The organism is Duganella sp. AC237 (assembly GCF_979254035.1).
On sequence record NZ_CEEDEW010000003.1, the window covers coordinates 2,707,756 to 2,723,669 of the forward strand.

Consider the following 15,914-nt stretch of genomic DNA (forward strand, 5'->3'; position numbering starts at 1 on the left):
GCTCACAGGACAATGCGGTGCGGGCCGCCGCTACAGGAGAAACCTTTGCATAGCAAAATAGTCATTGTAGGCGGCGGCGCGGGCGGGCTTGAGCTCGCCTGCAAACTGGGCCGCAAACTGGGTCCGGAAGCGGTGATGCTGGTCGATAGCCGGCTCTACCATATCTGGAAGCCGTCCTTGCACGAGGTGGCGGCCGGAACGCTCGATGTGCATCAGGAAGGCTTGTCGTACCAGATGCTGGCGCACGACAATGGCTTTACGTTTGCCTATGGTCCGATGGTGGCGCTCGACGCCGCGCAGCGGCTGCTGACGGTGGGCGCCATCCGCGGCCTCGAGCCGACGAACGAGCTGATCCTGCCCGCGCGGCAGGTCCGCTTCGACTCGCTGGTGCTGGCGGTCGGCAGCACCTCCAATTATTTCGGCGTGCCAGGTGCGGCCGAACATACCATTTCCCTCAACGCGACGGAAGACGCCGAGCGCTTCCGCCTTACCCTGCTCAAGCTGTTGACCCTTGCGTCGCTGAAGAAGAGCGCGCAGCCGGATTCCGGCGTCGATGTCGTCATCATCGGCGGCGGCGCCACCGGCGTCGAGCTGGCGGCGGAATTGCGCGAGGCCAGCGGTGTCTACGCGGCCTACGGCTTCCGCCAGTTGCAGGCCGAGCGCGACGTGCGCATCACCCTGATCGAGGGGGCCCCGCGCATTCTGGCGCCGCTGCCGGAGAAGGTGTCGACGGCCGCGCTGGAGTTGCTGCATCAGCGCGCGGTCACCGTGGTCACCAATACGCGGGTGACGGCGATCTCGGCCACGCAGGTCAGCGCCGGGGAAGTTTCCTATCCGGCGCAGATCGTGGTGTGGGCGGCCGGCATCAAGGCGCCGGATTTCCTCAAGGAGCTGGGGTTGCCGACGGTGAAATCGGGACAGATCGATGTCGGTCAGGATCTGGCCGTGAAGGGTTTCGACTATATTTATGCGCTGGGCGATTGCGCCGCGTGCGCCGGTCCGGACGGCAAGCTGGTGCCGCCGCGCGCGCAGGCCGCGCACCAGCAGGCGGACTATCTGCTGACCACTTTCGTGCGTCAGCAAAAGGGCAAGCCGCCGCGCTCGACGCCGTATGTTTACCGCGATTATGGCTCGCTGGTGTCGTTCGGGCAGACCAATTCGGTGGGGAGCTTGATGGGATCGCTGAAGGGCTTGAGCTGGTTTGTCGACGGCTTTGTGGCGCGGCTGATGTACACCAGTTTGCATTTGATGCACCACCAGGCGGTGCTGGGGACGATACGGACCGGGGTGCTGGCGCTGGCACGCTTCCTGATCAAGCGCAGCACGCCGCTGGTCAAGTTGCATTGAGATGGGGGCCACGGCGGTTTGCGTTACCTCGGAGACACGTAGGGCGGATCGGCGGGTGAGGCCCGCCAATCCGCCCCGGGGGCCCACCGAAGGAGGCGGCCTACCTGCCGGTAGGCCTTAAGAGGCGGGACGCCGTAATCCGCCATCTATGAGCCGCTGGCAACACATGCATTGGCGGATTACGCTTCGCTAATCCGCCCTACGTGGTTTAGATGGTTTAAATGCCGGTGGCCGCCGCGCGGTGGCCAAGTGTCGCGTTACGTCGCGTTGACCGGCTTCGGCAAGATCATCGTCAGCACGACGCCGCCGTTGGCGCCTGCCGCCAGGGTCAAGGTGCCACCCAGGTAGGCGGCGCGCTCGCGCGCCATGCGCAGGCCGTACTTGCCGGCCGCCTGGCCGGGCGCTGCCGCCGTCGGACCACCCAGGCCCACGCCGTTGTCCTTGACGGTCAGCATCACCTCGTCCTCGTTGTCGTCGACAATCACGTCGATCTCGGTGGCCTTGGCGTGGGTGGCGATGTTGCGCAGCGCTTCCTCCAAAGTGTGCAGCAGCACGATGCCATGGCTGCGCGGACAATCGAGTTCGTCATCCGGCAGGCTGCAGCGGGCGACGATCTTCTGCTGTTCGCCAAATTGCTCGACCAGCTCGCCCAGGGCCACGCGCACGCCGAGGAATTCCAGCTTGTCGTTCCACAATTTGAGCTGCATCTGGCGGTTGGTTTCGACGATCTGCATCAGCAGCTGCTTCATGTGCGCGGCGCGGTCCTGCAGCGCCGGCTCCTGCGGCATCTTTTGCATCAGCAACCCCAGATGCATGGTCAGCGCCGTCAGCGACGAGCCCAGGCTGTCGTGCAGCTGGCGCGACAGCGAACGCCTTTCGTTATCCCAACACGTATGAACGTGGCCGAGCAGTTCGCTCAAATCCGCGCTGCGCAGCGCGTCCTGATGTTCTTGTGGAGCCGGTAAGGACATGGTTTTCTCTGAAGTGATGTTAGCGGACCGGAGTTGCGGTGGGTAACCGCTTTTTTTCCGGCAGACTTATCGTGTTCGGATAATACCCGAGCTTCGCAAAGCATGGCGCACGCGGCGCGGCCGGCGACGGCGCTTTTTCACCGATTATTCGATGGCTTATTTGACCGGCAGCTCGGTGCAGCTGCCGATCACTTCCATCAGGTGATCGATGTCGACCGGCTTGACCAGATGGCGGTCGAAACCGGCGTCGAGCACCCGCCGCAGGTCCTCGGCCAGGCCGTAGCCGGTCAGCGCGATCAGCTTGATATCGCGCGTGGACGGGTCGGCGCGCAGCCGCCGCGCCACCTCGTAACCGTCGATGCCGGGCAGGCCGATGTCGACCAGCGCCAGGTCCGGCCGGAAGCGCGCCGCCACCTCCAGCCCACGCAGGCCGTCCTCGGCGTACTGTACCTCGTAGCCATAGCAGCTGAGCATCATGGCCATCATTTCGCGGCCGTCCTCGTTGTCTTCGATCAGCAGCACGCTCGGCTTGCCCTGTTCGCGGTCTTGCGCGGCGGGTGCAGGGGGCGGCGCGGGCTCGAGCTGGTGCTCGATGCGCGGCATCCTGAGCGTGAAGGTGCTGCCGCCGCCCGGACCCTTGCTTTCGGCCTCGATGCTGCCGCCGTGCAGTTCGGTCAGGCGGCGCACCAGCGACAGGCCGATGCCCAGGCCGCCTTGCGCCCGGTCCAGCGTGCTGGAGCCTTGGACGAACACGTCGAACACGTGCGGCAGCAGGTCGGCCGAGATGCCGACGCCGGTGTCGCGCACGCTGAGCACGACGTCGTCGTTCTCGGTCCAGGTGCGCACCTCGATGCGGCCGCCCGGCGGGGTGTATTTCAGGGCATTGTCGATCAGGTTGCTGGCGATTTGCTCGAGGCGGGTCGGGTCGCCCTCGATCCAGCCGGGATCGAGGTCCTGGATCAGCTGGTAGTCGCCGCTGCGGCCGGTGGCGCGGAAGGTTTCGAGCGTGTGCGCGACCAGCGCCGACAGGTCCAGCGGCGCGCGGTTGAGCAGGATCTTGCCGGACATGGCGCGCGACAGGTCGAGCAGGTCGTCGACGATGCGGCCCAGGTGCTGGCTCTGGCGCTGGATGATTTTCTTGGCCCGCTGCACGCCGTCGGTGGACACGCCAGGCAGGCCGATCAGCGAGGCGGCGCTGCTGATGGCGCTGAGCGGGTTGCGCAGCTCGTGGCCCAGCATCGCCAGGAACTCGTCCTTGGCATGGTTTTGCCGCTCCGCCACCTGGCGGTCCTCGATCTCGCGGGTCAGCCGCTTATTGGTGGCGGTCAGTTCGGTGGTGCGCTGGCTCAACTGGCGGGCCTGCTTCTTCAATTCCTCGTTCTTGACCGCCAGCGCGACGAACACGGCGATCTTGGCGTACAGGATCTGCGGAATCACCGGCGTGAACAGGAAATCGACGGCGCCGCGCTGGTAAGCCTTCAAACGATCGAGCTCGTCCGCGAGGAAGGCGGTGATGAAGATGATCGGGATGTCGGCCGAGCGCGCGCGCTGGTGGATCGCCTCGGCCGTTTCGAAGCCGTCCATGCCGGGCATGTTGACGTCCAGCAGAATGACGGCGAAGTCGTGCATCAGCACCTGGCGCAGCGCTTCCTGTCCGGAACGCGCCGCCAGCACCTCATAGGATTCCTGCTCGGCCCATTGGGCAAGCAAACTGGTCAACGCGAACAGGCTGTTCGCGTCGTCATTGACGACCAGGATCTTTGGTTTTTCTATTTTAGGCACGGGGTCTCTGCTCATGCTGATACTGCGAAATCTTCGCGGCGTGAACGCAGCCAGAGAAGCACCTGCGGATCATAGCAATTGCCTATATGAATGTCAAAACCTCAACGGCAATCGAACCGGTCCCGGGGCGCCACCACGCCAATGTTTGATTGCGCACAGACCCGCCGTGGCGCGGCTGTCACAGTGGAGTTGTAACCCCCACTAAAGGAAAACATCATGAATATCGATACCATCGTCGACAAGGAATATGTAGGGCTGAGTTTCCGGGCCTTGGCCGAAGCGCCGGTGAGCGCCCTGCGCGGCATCAGCCCGAAGGACGCCAAAGCGCTGGCCCAGGCCTTCGACGTGCACAGCGTGCGCGACCTGTCCAAGCTGGAGTTCGTCAAGTGGGCGCAAGCCATCGCCACCCTGGCCGACCACGAACAGGAAACGCCGGAAGAACAGGCCAAGGAAACGCTGCTCGATGGCGGCATCGAGATGACGTTCCCGGCCAGCGATCCGGTGTCGGTCGATTCGGGCATCACGCGCATCGAAGTGCCGCCGGATATGGTCAACGCCAAAGCCGACCATCAGCACGCCGGCAAGGTCGACGAGGGCGGCAAGGCCGGCAAGCAAAAAGCCACCGCGCATTAATCGCGCAGAATCCGCACGGGTTTGTCCCGTGCAATAGAAGAAGGGCGGGTATATCACCCGCCCTTTTTTTTACCGCGTGGCTTTCAGGCCGGCGCCGGCGATCTGACGTGTTGCCGTGTCGGCTGGTTGCGCAGGGTTTGCGCGGTGCAGCTGCGGTTCTTGCCGGAACGCTTGGCCTCGTACAGCGCGGCATCTGCCATGGCGATCACCGAGGCGACCGCGTCGGCGTCGTCCGGGAAGATGCCGATGCCGATGCTGGTCGACAGCTGCAGGGTCAGGCCGTTGATGAGGTAGGGCTCGGAGACCGCCTCGATCAGCTTGCTTGCAGGCTCCTGGGTGTCGCCCAGGTGGGCGATGTTGCCCATGACGATGACGAATTCGTCGCCGCCGACGCGGGCCACGGTGTCTTCCTTGCGGGCGCAGCCGACCAGGCGCTGCGCCACCATTTTCAGGATGTCGTCGCCGGTGGCGTGGCCGTGGGTGTCGTTGATGGCCTTGAAGCCGTCCAGGTCCAGATACATGACGGCGGCCTTGTTCTGCTGGCGCGTGGCGTGCTGCAGCACGGTGGCGATGCGGTCCTCGAGCAGGCGGCGGTTCGGCAGCCCGGTCAGCGGATCGTGCAGCGCCAGTTCCTGCTGCTGGCGGCTATATTGCGCCAGTTCCTTGTACAGCAGGCGCACTTCGAGCATGTTGTGGATGCGCTTGTGCACCTCGAGCAGGTCGAACGGTTTGCTGATGAAGTCGCGCGCGCCCGCTTCCAGCGCGGCGATCTTGAAACTCGGTTGGGCGGTCAGGGCCAGCACCGGCAGGTAGCCGCCTTGTTCGATTTCCTTCAAGCCCTTCATGACCTGAAAACCATTGAGCCCCGGCATTTGCAGATCGAGCAAAATCAAGTCGTAGCATTGCTGTCGGTGCATCGGGCACACCTGTTCTGGCAGCATCGTCGACGCGACATTGGTATAACCGGCTTCGCGCAGGATCTCCAGCATCAGGTCGACGTTGTCGGCACTGTCATCCACCACCAGGATCTTGGCGTGCAGAATTTCGTCTCGGCTCGGCATATTTGTCTCTGTCTGTCTCTTAAAACGGCCGGGATGGCCGGGAAAACGCCAATAATAAATCGATAATATAGCAAACCGCAGTGCTGCGGCGCACACATCTGTAACTTATTGCTGTACGGAAATAATTGTACCCCTATCCCGCGAATTTTTGTAGTGTAACAAGCCTTTTCCGGATTGCTTGTAGGACAGGGCCGCGTCTCAAAGTAGGAGGAAATATGTACTTCGGGGAAATAATGCTTACTTTCGCGTATCGCCCGTCATCGGCGGCGTTCCTGTCTTGACCAGAGGATATCACGCGTGGCGGTGCGCCGCGCCCATGGCCGCCACTTTTGAGATGAGCTCGCTAGGTTCGACGGGCTTGGAGATATGGGCCATGAAACCACTCGACAGCGCGCGCACCCGGTCTTCCGAGCGCGCGAACGCGGTCAGCGCGATGGCCGGCAAATTGCCGCCGTGCGCCGGGCCTAGCGCGCGGATGCGGTCGAGCAGACCGTAGCCGTCGACCTCCGGCATGCCGAGGTCGCTGACCATCAAATCGGGCCGCGCGTGCTGAAGCAAACTGAGCGCTTCGGTGGCGGTGGCGGCGGTCAGCACGTCGGCATTGCAGTCATTAAGTATGCGTTTGATCAACTCCCGGGCGTCGTCTTCGTCGTCAACAACCAACACTTGCAAGCCGGATAAATCATGCGTTGCAGCAGAACGCACGCCGTCGGCGCCCGACGCCTCGTTTTTGCCGGTGCGGCGCGGCAGGCGCACCGTGAAACAGGCGCCCAGGCCTTCGCCGCCGCTCTCGGCGCTGACGGTGCCGCCGTGCTGCTCGACCAGATGCTTGACGATCGATAAACCCAGTCCCAGTCCGCCATGCTGGCGGGTGGTGGTGGCGTCGGCCTGGCGGAAGCGCTCGAACACATGGGCGATGAACCCCGGGGCGATGCCGATGCCGGTGTCGCGCACGAAAATGGCGACCTGGTCGCCTTCGCGGCGCACGCCGACCGTCACCGTGCCGCCGTGCGGGGTGAACTTGATGGCGTTGGTCAGCAGGTTCCAGATGATTTGCTGCAAACGGTTGGCGTCGCCGGCGACCATGCCGGCCAGCGCCTCGAACTCGGTGTGCAGGTGGATGTGCTTGGCCTGGGCGGCCGGGCGCACCGTCTCGATGGCGGCGGCGGCAATGGCCGACGGCGACAGCGACAGCATTTCCAGCTGTACCTTGCCGGAGGCGATGCTGCTCATGTCGAGCAAATCCTCGATCAGCTGCGCCTGCGCGCGGGCATTGCGTTCGATGGTCTGCAGGCCGCGGTGCAGGTCGGCCTGGTCGCGGCTGCCCCGCCGCAGCACCTGGGCCCAGCCCAGGATGGCCGTCAGCGGCGTGCGCAGCTCGTGCGACAGCGTGGCGAGGAATTCATCCTTCATCTGACTGGTGCGTTCGGCCTCGGCGCGCGCCTGGCGTTCGCTGTCGAGCAGCACCTTGCGCTCTTCGGCCGCCTGCTGGGTGGCCTGGTAGAGGCGGGCGTTGTCGATCGCGATGGCGGCCTGGGCGGCGACGCCGCCGATGATGCGCTCGGTGCGCTCGGAAAACATGTCCGGTTCCGGGTGGCCGAAGCACAGCCAGCCGATCACCGCGCCCGAGCTCAGCGCCACCGGCACGGCAAGATAGCTGCGCACCGGCGGTTGGCCGGGCACCGCCTGGCGCGCCTCGGCTTGCAGGTCGTCGATGCGCACCGGGCCCTTGCCGCCCATGTTCGGGCCGAGCAGGGCGGCCGCGCGCGGCTCGGCGAAGCTGGCGAAGCCGGCCGGCGCGCCGCTCGACAGCGTGTGCAGCAGCGCCGCCGCGCCGTCGCCGTCGATACCCTGGTGGAAGAAGGCGCCGAAGCGCGCGCCGCTGATGCTGGTGGCGGCGTCGGTCAGCTCTTGCAGCAATGGATGCAAGTCGCGGGTGGAGGCCAGCGCGGTGCCGGTGCGGTTGACCAGTTCGAGCACGGCGGTTTCATCGCGCAGCGCTTCCTGCGCCCGCTTGACCTGGTCGACGTCGGTGCAGGTGCCGAACCAGCGCAGGATCAGGCCATTGCTGCCGCGCACCGGGTTGGCGCGCGTGAGGAACCAGCGGAACTCGCCGTCGGCGCTGCGGATCGGCACTTCCAGCTCATAGAGCTGGCCGCTGGCGCGGCAGTGTTCCCACAGATCGACCATCGCGTCGAGGCAATCGGGGGCGTAGACGTCGCGCCAGCCGCCGGCGGCCATTTGCTCGGGCGTGGTGCCGGTGTAGTCATACCAGCGCTCGTTGTACCAGATCATGGTGCCGTCCTGCTCGGCGATCCACGCCAGCTGCGGCATGGAATTGGCCAGCGCGCGCATTTCGAGCTGGCTTTGACGCAGCGCTTCTCGCGCGCTCAGCAATTCCTCATGGGCGCTCTGCGCGGTGATGAGCATGGCGTCGTCCGCCAGAGGGGCGGAGGGGAGGACGTCGTTGGGCTCGTTGGGAAGAATCATGTGTCGCTTCAGGCTGCCGCGGGACCTGTGCCGCCGGGTGGCGGCCGCAGGGTCGCCAGGCTAACGCTTGACGGTTTACGGTGTCTTCATTGTAACGCTTTGCTAACGCCGGCACCGCACGGTTGACGCTATCGCCTGCGGCCTGGTTGTCGTTGTAGCGCTATCGCCCGGCCGTTCCGCGCAGGCGCAGGGCGATTTGGTCGAGGGCGCTCTGCAGTTGTTCGATGTCGTATGGTTTTTGCAACGATCTTGCCGGAAACTCCAGGTGGCGCGTCAGTTCGTCGCCGTAGCCGGAGGCGAACATCAGCTCGAGTCCGGGCCGCTCTTGCAGCGCGCGGCGCGCCAGGTCGACGCCGGACATGCCGGGCAGGCTGACGTCGGTGAACAGGATGTCGAACGGTTGGCGCGACAATTCCGGCAGCGCCTCCTCGCCGGAGGCGGCCGGGTGCACCTCGTGGCCGAGCGCGCGCAAGGTCTCGCACACCAGGTAGCGGGCGTCGGCGTTGTCCTCGACCACCAGCAGACGCAGGGGGCGGCTGTCGGTAACGGCGGGCGCCGCCTGGATCGCCTGCGACGGCGACAGCGCGCACAGGATGCCGGCCACGTTGTCGCTGTCGTCGCGGATCGGGGTGTAGTACAGGTCCAGCGGCAGCTGGGCGACGCCGCCGTTGCGCCACACCGGCAGGTTGTTGCCCAGGTAGCTGGCGCTGTGGCCGTCCCAGGCCTGGCGGATGGCGGCGCTGTTCCAGCTCCACGCGGCCGGCTGCATCGACGGCACGTTGGCGCCGGGCGCGCGCAGGCTGGCCAGGCCGATCAGCGACGCGTAGGCGTCGTTGTAGACCATAACTTGCTCGCGGCCCCACATCAGCACCATCGGCAGCGGCGAATTGAGCAGGATATCGACCGTCAAGCGCAGGCAGGGCGGCCAGCCGTCGCGGGCGCCCAGGGCGGTGCGGGACCAATCGGGGGAGGGAGACGTGTCGGTTCGATTCATACTGTGGACGGCCTGTTTATGATCTGTCATCTGTTCTTATGAAAAGGCAAAGCTGATCGAATCGTACACGGTAAAAAAAAAGCCCGCTACAGGAGCGGGCTAAATCTATTTCCTTGGAGGAGAATAGAGGAGACAAGTCAATGATGCTGCAATGCGCCATCAATTGCAAATTTTTATTGATGATGATCGAGATCACAGCCATGAATAAGCTGAAAAAGGTGGATTTTTTGTCTATGTTGCAGTGCGTCGAGCGGGGTGCTTGGGATACACTGCTGCACTATGTACAGAGCGGCCGAGGCCGCAAACAGGGAGGTGTGCCATGGTTACCGTCGTCCGTCACCGCAAAGTAAATATTGTTGTACTCGAGCAAAACGAGCATCTTGCCAGTCACTGCAAGGCTGGCGATATCGGCATCATTTCCGACGATGCGGGCTGGTGGGTGAAGTTTGTCGGGGAGGACGGGCAGGTCGATTGCTATGGCATACCGTATCCTTCCTACAACGAAGCGTTGTGGTCGGCCAAGGCGGCGGCCGAATTCGGCGTGGGCTAGACAAGTCGGGAAAGTGTCCCTATAATGCTGCTTCTTTCGAACGGCATGCCGGTTCAAAGAGGTGCAACAAGGTATGAAATGGCTGTGTGCAAAGAAGTTGATTTGGTGATGTTCATCCCAAGCCAACTAAACGATAGAAAAAATCGAACTTTGCAAAACGAAATTAATGCTTTATAATGTTGCCAACGCGGCTGTAGCTCAGCTGGATAGAGTACTTGGCTACGAACCAAGGGGTCGTGGGTTCGATTCCTGCCAGCCGCACCAAAAATTCGTAAGTAAAGGGCCTGAAGAGAAATCTTCAGGCCCTTTTGCTTTGCAGCGACGATTATCGCGATCAGTCCTTGTAGATGCCGCAGGCGACGGTCATATCTTCATAGCGTTCGACGTACATCGATTTTTTCTGCACGGCCTTGGTCACCGGATCGGGCCACTTATAGTCCTGCCATCCCGAACCTTTGGTTTTAGCGATCTCGATGCGCTCGCGCGTGATCAGTTTGCCGTCCAGGTCTTTCAAATCGATGATGTTCTTGCCGGCCATCTTGGCGTTATTGCCATTCGCCAGGCTCATGCCATCCAGGGTGCCGACCGAAACGTAGAGATCGCGGTCGCGGTATTGCGGGCTTTGCGCCTGTATCTCCTGGATCACTTTATCCTTGCCCAGCTTCTTCATATCGGCGATCACTTTCTTCACCATCGCCACGGCGTCCTTGGCGTTGGCGCGTTCGGTGTCGGCGGCCCCTGCGCTGCCCACGGCGAAGGCCGTCATCATCACTATCGTCCGCAATAAGCGTTTCATTGTCGTCTCCATGAATGAAAAATCGTCCTTCATCATAATTGCGACCCGGTTCCGGGGAAAGACAAATAGTTGGTATGAGGCAAAACGGGAATTTCCTAAAAGGAATGCTTCTCCAATCAGAAAAACGCTGCTATAATCTTGTCTTTCGCGGCTGTAGCTCAGCTGGATAGAGTACTTGGCTACGAACCAAGGGGTCGTGGGTTCGATTCCTGCCAGCCGCACCAAAAATTCGTAAGACGAAGGGCCTGAAGAGAGATCTTCAGGCCTTTTTTCTTTTCAACTCCGGGGTCAGGTCCACCATTTCTACACGGGCTCTGCGCTATGAAATAATGTGTGAACATTTCTGTTCCCGGAGCTTTTAGATTTGAGATTGCCCTGCTATAATGTTGTCTTTCGCGGCTGTAGCTCAGCTGGATAGAGTACTTGGCTACGAACCAAGGGGTCGTGGGTTCGATTCCTGCCAGCCGCACCAAATTCGTAAGTAGAAGGGCCTGAAGAGAAATCTTCAGGCCTTTTTGCTTTGTGGCGCACGCTTATCGGCCGCGCCAAAATCATCTCCTTGATTATCCTGCATGGGCCGCTATTGCTGGCCCACATTGCTATTGGCATTTTCACCAAAATGCCCGATGATTTGTCGATCACCGTCCAAGGAGTGTGCATGACCATCATCACCAGTATCGAAGACCTGCGCGTTCTGGCCAAGAAGCGCGTTCCACGCATGTTCTACGATTACGCCGATGCCGGCTCCTGGACCGAATCGACCTACCGCGCCAACAACGAAGACTTCGCGAAAATTAAATTCCGCCAGCGAGTTGCTGTCAATCTGGAAAACCGCACACTGGCCAGCACCATGGTCGGCCAGAGCGTGGCCATGCCGGTGGCCCTGGCGCCGACCGGTTTGACGGGCATGCAGCACGCCGACGGTGAAATCCTCGCCGCCAAGGCGGCCGAAAAATTCGGCGTGCCGTTCACCTTGTCGACGATGAGCATCTGCTCGATCGAGGACATCGCGGCCAACACCAGCAAGCCTTTCTGGTTCCAGCTGTATGTGATGAAGGACCGTGAATTCATCAACCGCCTGATCGACCGCGCCAAGGCCGCGCGCTGCTCGGCCCTGGTGTTGACCTTGGATTTGCAGGTGCTCGGCCAGCGTCACAAGGATCTGCGCAACGGCCTGTCGGCGCCGCCCAAACTGACCGTCGCCAACATGATCAACCTCGCCACCAAGCCGCGCTGGTGCTTCGGCATGCTGGGCACCAAGCGCCGCAGCTTCGGCAATATCGTCGGCCACGCGACGTCGGTCTCGGACATGTCGTCGCTGTCGTCGTGGACCAGCCAGCAGTTCGATTTGAGCCTGTCGTGGAAGGACGTCGAGTGGATCAAGCAGCGCTGGGGCGGCAAGTTGATCATCAAGGGCATCATGGACGCGGAGGACGCGCGCCTGGCCGTTGAAAGTGGCGCCGACGCGCTGATCGTTTCCAACCACGGCGGCCGTCAACTGGACGGCGCGCAATCGTCGATCGGCGCGCTGCCGGCCATCGTCGAGGCGGTCGGCAAGCAGATCGAGGTGCATATGGACGGCGGCATCCGCTCCGGCCAGGACGTGATCAAGGCGGTGGCGCTGGGCGCGAAAGGCGTTTATATTGGACGCCCGTTCCTGTATGGCTTGGGTGCGATGGGCGAGCAGGGCGTGAGCAAATGCCTGGAGATCATCCGCAACGAGGCCGATCTGACGATGGCCTTCTGCGGACTGCGCGATCTGCAGCATGTCGACCGCAACATCCTTCTTCCCGGGACGTATTGAGAGGCGAGCCATGACAAGGCACATCCTGAATCCGAAAGTCGATGCCTATTTTGAGCGGCTCAAGAACTGGGTGGACGAGGTGCGCGAGCTGCGGGCGATTTGTCTCGATAGCGGGCTTGCCGAGGATTTGAAGTGGGGCGCGCCGTGCTACACGCTGGAAGGGCGGAACGTGGTGTTGATCCACTCGTTCAAGGAGTATTGCGCGCTGCTGTTTTTCAAGGGAGCGTTGCTGAAGGACGCCAAGGGTATCCTGATTCGGCAGACCGACAATGTGCAGGCGGCGCGGCAGGCGCGCTTCAAGAACGTCGAGGAAATCCGCAAGCTGAAAGCTGTGTTGAAGGCATATATCGCGGAGGCGGCGAAGGTGGAAGCCTCCGGCGTTAAGGTCGAGTTTAAAAAGACCGAGGAGTTTTCGGTGCCCGAGGAATTCCAGGCCAAGCTCGATGAGATGCTGGAGTTGAAAACCGCTTTCGAGGCGTTGACGCCGGGCCGCCGGCGCGCTTACCTCTTGCATTTTTCGTCGGCCAAGCAGTCCAAGACGCGCACCGCGCGGGTGATGAAGGCCATTCCCGATATTTTGAGTGGGAAGGGTTTGGACGACTAGACGTTGGCAGAGCCTGGCTGGTGAGTCAATTTTCTTTGCATTTCAAGCTTTCTAATATTGCTTGTCCGGCCGCTGATGGCCGAACGCCGCTTCAAGTACGCTCACGCATGTAACTATTGATGATTTTGCCGTGCAGCTCAGTTTCCATCTCATACGTCATTCCCAGGCGCTCGGCAACACGGCGCGATGATTCATTCCCGGAATCGATCAGCGCTCGAACCTTCGGCTCACGTCGGACGTCGAATACATAATTCAGGACCGCCCCGGCGGCCTCGTTCGCAATTCCTTTCCCCCAGAATGCCCGATAGGTATTCCACCCCATCTCCATCACAGTTGATTCGTCGCGGAAGAAAGCGCCTACGCTGCCAACCAGCTGCCCCGTTTGCCGATCCTCTATCGACCACCAACCAGCCCCGCTCAGCAGCCATAAACCAGCATGCGAACTGAAGATGCGCCAAGCGGCCGCGCGGTCCGCCGCGCCTAAGTGAGCGGAGCTTTCAGCATTCGACAAATGGTCTGCAAATAACGCAAAGTCTTCAACACGATATTCCCGAAGCGTAAGCCGCTCAGTGTGAAGCTGGGGCACGGAAATGGTAAAAGCCTGATTCATCAGAGGTGGCATCCTTAGGTTTTAATGTGAGCATTCCTCAGCTTGCGTAGAGCAGACCGGCGATGCGAAACAGCTGCGATGGCGAACAAGATCAGCGCGAAATACTGACAGGAGGGCCAGCGTGATTGCCGAGATGAGGGTAACAGCTATCAAACTCAGTTTGGTCAAGCGAGCCATGGGCTCTCCGTTCGTTATGGTCGGCATTAGCCCATGACATTATTTGGCGTACCGGCCTGCCAGGCCTCGATGTTGTCGATCAACTGATCGGCCAGCACCTGCATCGCTTGCGAACTGGCCCACGCCGAATGCGGCGTGAGGATGAAGTTCGGCAGCCGCAGGTTGAGCAGCACATTGTCCTCCGGTGGCGGTTCCTTGGTCAGCACGTCGAATCCGGCGCCGGCGATCACGCCGGCGCGCAGCGCGTCGGCCAGCGCCACTTCGTCCACCAGGCCGCCGCGCGCGGTGTTGATCAGCAGAGCCGAGCTTTTCATGCGTATCAGCTCTTTCGCGCAGATGATGTTGCGGGTCTTGTCGTTAAGCGGCAGGTGCAGGCTAAGGACATCCGACGTCTCCAGCAGCTCGTCCCACGACACCTGCTTGATGCCGTCGTCCGTCACCGGCGAGCGATTAAACACCACGACCTCCATGCCGAACGCACGCGCGATCTGCGCCACCGATTTTCCCAGCGCGCCATAGCCGGCAAGGCCAAGGCGGCTGCCGGCCAGGTCGGAGATCGGATGGCCGAACAGGCAGAATCGCTCCGACTTTTGCCACAGGCCCGCTTCGATGTCCTCGCGGTAGGCCACCAGTTGGCGGCGCAGCGCCAGGATCAGCGCGAAGGTGTGTTCGGGCAGCGTGTGCACCGCATAGTTGCGGATGTTGGAGACGACGATGCCGCGCTCGCGGCACGCCTGCAGATCGACGATGTCGGTGCCGGTGGCGGCCACCGCGATCATCTTCAAATCCGGCAGTTGCGCCAGGTCGTCTGCGCGCAACGGTACCTTGTTGGTGATGGCGACCGTGGCGCGCGCATCGCGCAGGCGCTGTACCGCGTCGGCGGCCTTGGTGGCCGGGTACTCGCTCCACTCGTGCGCAAAGGATGGCTTGCGGACGTTGGCGATAACGCTGTCGCGGTCGAGGAAAACGATGCGGTGGATGTCGGTCGTAGTAACGGTCAAAGCGTCGGTCATATGGCTACCTCGTAAGACGTGGCGCGCGCCGCCGGTGGTGGTGCCTTCGGCAGGCGCATGCCTGGATGATTGGATAACAGTTCGGCGACCCATTCGACGAACACCCGCACCTTGGCCGACAGATGGCGGTTTTGCGGGTACACCACGTGCACCGGTATCGAGTCCGAGCTCCATTCCGGCAGCACCTGTTCGAAGCTGCCGTCGGCGACCAAGGGATCGAGCAAAAAATTCGGCATCTGCACGATGCCCAGGCCGGCCAGTCCCGCAGCCGTGTAGGCATTGGTGTCGTTCAGGGCGATGTGGCCGGGCAGGGCGACCTGCACCCGCTCGGTGCCGCGCGAAAAGTCCCAGTCGATGATTTTACCGGTCTTCGATGAAAAATAGTTAACGCACAGATGGCGCGTCAATTCGTCCGGGTGGGAAGGGCGGCCGTAGCGCTCCAGATACGATGGCGCCGCGCAGGTGACGAAATGCAGGATGCCGACGCGCCGCGCGATCAGGCTCGAATCGACCAATTGGCCGGCGCGCACCGCGCAGTCGACGCCTTCCTCGACCAGGTCGACGGCGCGGTCGCTGCAGCCCATCTCCATCTGGATGTCCGGGTAGCGGGTGAAGAAGTCGGGCAGCGCCGGCACCAGCACGCTGCCGGCCAGCCCGGTGGGCACATCGACCCGCAGCCGGCCGCTGGGACTGAGGCGGGTGCGCGACAGCGATTCCTCGGCGTCGCGCACGTCCGATAAGATGCGCAGGCAGCGCTCGTAGTAGGCCGCGCCGTCGGCCGTGACGCTGACGTGCCGCGTGGTCCGGTGCAACAGCTTGACCGCCAGCGACGCCTCCAGCGACTGGATCAGCGTCGAGACCGTGGCCTTGGGCAGCTGCATTTGGTCGGCGGCGCGCGTGAAGCCGCCGGAGTCGACCACGTTCACGAACACTTCCATCGCTTGCAGTTTATTCATTTATGACCTCCATTGTTCATAATGCTGAACAATCAATTCGACTTTAGGCTATTTATCGGATTGTAGAACAAGTTTAAGATTGCTGTACTGCACCAAGGAAAGCATGGGCTGTTCCGGGGCAGAGGC

At 62.1% G+C, this 15,914-nt stretch carries 15 protein-coding genes and 3 tRNA genes; 9 read left to right on the top strand and 9 right to left on the bottom strand.

The features are described from left to right. Nucleotides 1-45 precede the first annotated feature (45 nt). Complete coding sequence (locus tag AC0IYS_RS12370; protein WP_471705419.1) at nt 46-1,347, top strand: NAD(P)/FAD-dependent oxidoreductase; 1,302 nt, start codon at nt 46-48, stop codon at nt 1,345-1,347. 257 nt (nt 1,348-1,604) lie between these two features. Here the strand turns inward: AC0IYS_RS12370 and AC0IYS_RS12375 are convergent, their stop codons facing one another. Then, entirely contained in the window at nt 1,605-2,318 is a 714-nt protein-coding gene (locus AC0IYS_RS12375; protein ID WP_471705420.1) for a sensor histidine kinase, read from the bottom strand. A gap of 156 nt (nt 2,319-2,474) precedes the next feature. Continuing rightward, nucleotides 2,475-4,100 (bottom strand): response regulator, encoded by a 1,626-nt coding sequence (locus AC0IYS_RS12380; protein ID WP_471705421.1) that lies wholly within the window; start codon nt 4,098-4,100, stop codon nt 2,475-2,477. Nucleotides 4,101-4,316: 216 nt separating this feature from the next. Here AC0IYS_RS12380 and AC0IYS_RS12385 point away from each other — a divergent pair, with 216 nt between their 5' ends. Continuing rightward, nucleotides 4,317-4,733, top strand: coding sequence for a hypothetical protein (locus tag AC0IYS_RS12385; RefSeq protein ID WP_471705422.1), 417 nt, complete (start codon nt 4,317-4,319; stop codon nt 4,731-4,733). Nucleotides 4,734-4,816: 83 nt separating this feature from the next. Here AC0IYS_RS12385 and AC0IYS_RS12390 read toward each other — a convergent pair whose 3' ends face one another. From AC0IYS_RS12390 to AC0IYS_RS12400, 3 genes are all read right to left on the bottom strand, one after another. Continuing rightward, entirely contained in the window at nt 4,817-5,794 is a 978-nt protein-coding gene (locus AC0IYS_RS12390; RefSeq protein ID WP_090321331.1) for a diguanylate cyclase domain-containing protein, read from the bottom strand. A 291-nt stretch (nt 5,795-6,085) separates the two neighbouring features. Then, nucleotides 6,086-8,284, bottom strand: coding sequence for a hybrid sensor histidine kinase/response regulator (locus AC0IYS_RS12395; protein WP_471705423.1), 2,199 nt, complete (start codon nt 8,282-8,284; stop codon nt 6,086-6,088). A 160-nt stretch (nt 8,285-8,444) separates the two neighbouring features. After that, complete coding sequence (locus AC0IYS_RS12400) at nt 8,445-9,278, bottom strand: response regulator (RefSeq protein ID WP_471705424.1); 834 nt, start codon at nt 9,276-9,278, stop codon at nt 8,445-8,447. Nucleotides 9,279-9,418: 140 nt separating this feature from the next. Here AC0IYS_RS12400 and AC0IYS_RS12405 point away from each other — a divergent pair, with 140 nt between their 5' ends. The 3 genes from AC0IYS_RS12405 to AC0IYS_RS12415 all read left to right on the top strand — a co-directional run bounded on the left by AC0IYS_RS12405 (nt 9,419) and on the right by AC0IYS_RS12415 (nt 10,092). Next, nucleotides 9,419-9,628: a hypothetical protein gene (locus AC0IYS_RS12405; RefSeq protein ID WP_471705425.1), complete on the top strand. Its 210-nt coding sequence runs from the start codon at nt 9,419-9,421 to the stop codon at nt 9,626-9,628. Continuing rightward, nucleotides 9,598-9,828 (top strand): hypothetical protein, encoded by a 231-nt coding sequence (locus AC0IYS_RS12410; RefSeq protein ID WP_471705426.1) that lies wholly within the window; start codon nt 9,598-9,600, stop codon nt 9,826-9,828. Before AC0IYS_RS12405 ends, AC0IYS_RS12410 begins: the two co-directional genes overlap by 31 nt. A 187-nt stretch (nt 9,829-10,015) precedes the next feature. After that, nucleotides 10,016-10,092 (top strand) — tRNA-Arg (locus AC0IYS_RS12415). A 70-nt stretch (nt 10,093-10,162) separates the two neighbouring features. On the opposite strand, the gene AC0IYS_RS12420 is transcribed toward AC0IYS_RS12415, so the two are convergent. Continuing rightward, entirely contained in the window at nt 10,163-10,624 is a 462-nt protein-coding gene (locus AC0IYS_RS12420) for a cache domain-containing protein (protein ID WP_471705427.1), read from the bottom strand. A gap of 147 nt (nt 10,625-10,771) precedes the next feature. On the opposite strand from AC0IYS_RS12420, the gene AC0IYS_RS12425 reads away from it, so the two are divergent. The 4 genes from AC0IYS_RS12425 (at nt 10,772) to AC0IYS_RS12440 (ending at nt 13,032) form a co-directional block, all read left to right on the top strand. After that, a tRNA-Arg gene (locus AC0IYS_RS12425) sits at nt 10,772-10,848 on the top strand. A gap of 171 nt (nt 10,849-11,019) precedes the next feature. Next, nucleotides 11,020-11,096 (top strand) — tRNA-Arg (locus AC0IYS_RS12430). 186 nt (nt 11,097-11,282) lie between these two features. After that, nucleotides 11,283-12,428, top strand: coding sequence for an alpha-hydroxy acid oxidase (locus tag AC0IYS_RS12435; protein WP_471705428.1), 1,146 nt, complete (start codon nt 11,283-11,285; stop codon nt 12,426-12,428). Nucleotides 12,429-12,438: 10 nt separating this feature from the next. After that, a complete protein-coding gene (locus tag AC0IYS_RS12440; RefSeq protein WP_471705429.1) occupies nt 12,439-13,032 on the top strand; it encodes a YdeI/OmpD-associated family protein in 594 nt (197 codons plus the stop codon). A 91-nt stretch (nt 13,033-13,123) separates the two neighbouring features. On the opposite strand, the gene AC0IYS_RS12445 is transcribed toward AC0IYS_RS12440, so the two are convergent. The 3 genes from AC0IYS_RS12445 to AC0IYS_RS12455 all read right to left on the bottom strand — a co-directional run bounded on the left by AC0IYS_RS12445 (nt 13,124) and on the right by AC0IYS_RS12455 (nt 15,788). After that, entirely contained in the window at nt 13,124-13,642 is a 519-nt protein-coding gene (locus AC0IYS_RS12445; RefSeq protein WP_471705430.1) for a GNAT family N-acetyltransferase, read from the bottom strand. A gap of 203 nt (nt 13,643-13,845) precedes the next feature. Then, a complete protein-coding gene (locus AC0IYS_RS12450; protein ID WP_471705431.1) occupies nt 13,846-14,832 on the bottom strand; it encodes a D-2-hydroxyacid dehydrogenase in 987 nt (328 codons plus the stop codon). Then, the gene (locus AC0IYS_RS12455) at nt 14,829-15,788 is read right to left on the bottom strand and encodes a LysR family transcriptional regulator (RefSeq protein ID WP_471705432.1); all 960 of its coding nucleotides are present in this window, start codon (nt 15,786-15,788) and stop codon (nt 14,829-14,831) included. Before AC0IYS_RS12455 ends, AC0IYS_RS12450 begins: the two co-directional genes overlap by 4 nt. Nucleotides 15,789-15,914: the final 126 nt, after the last annotated feature.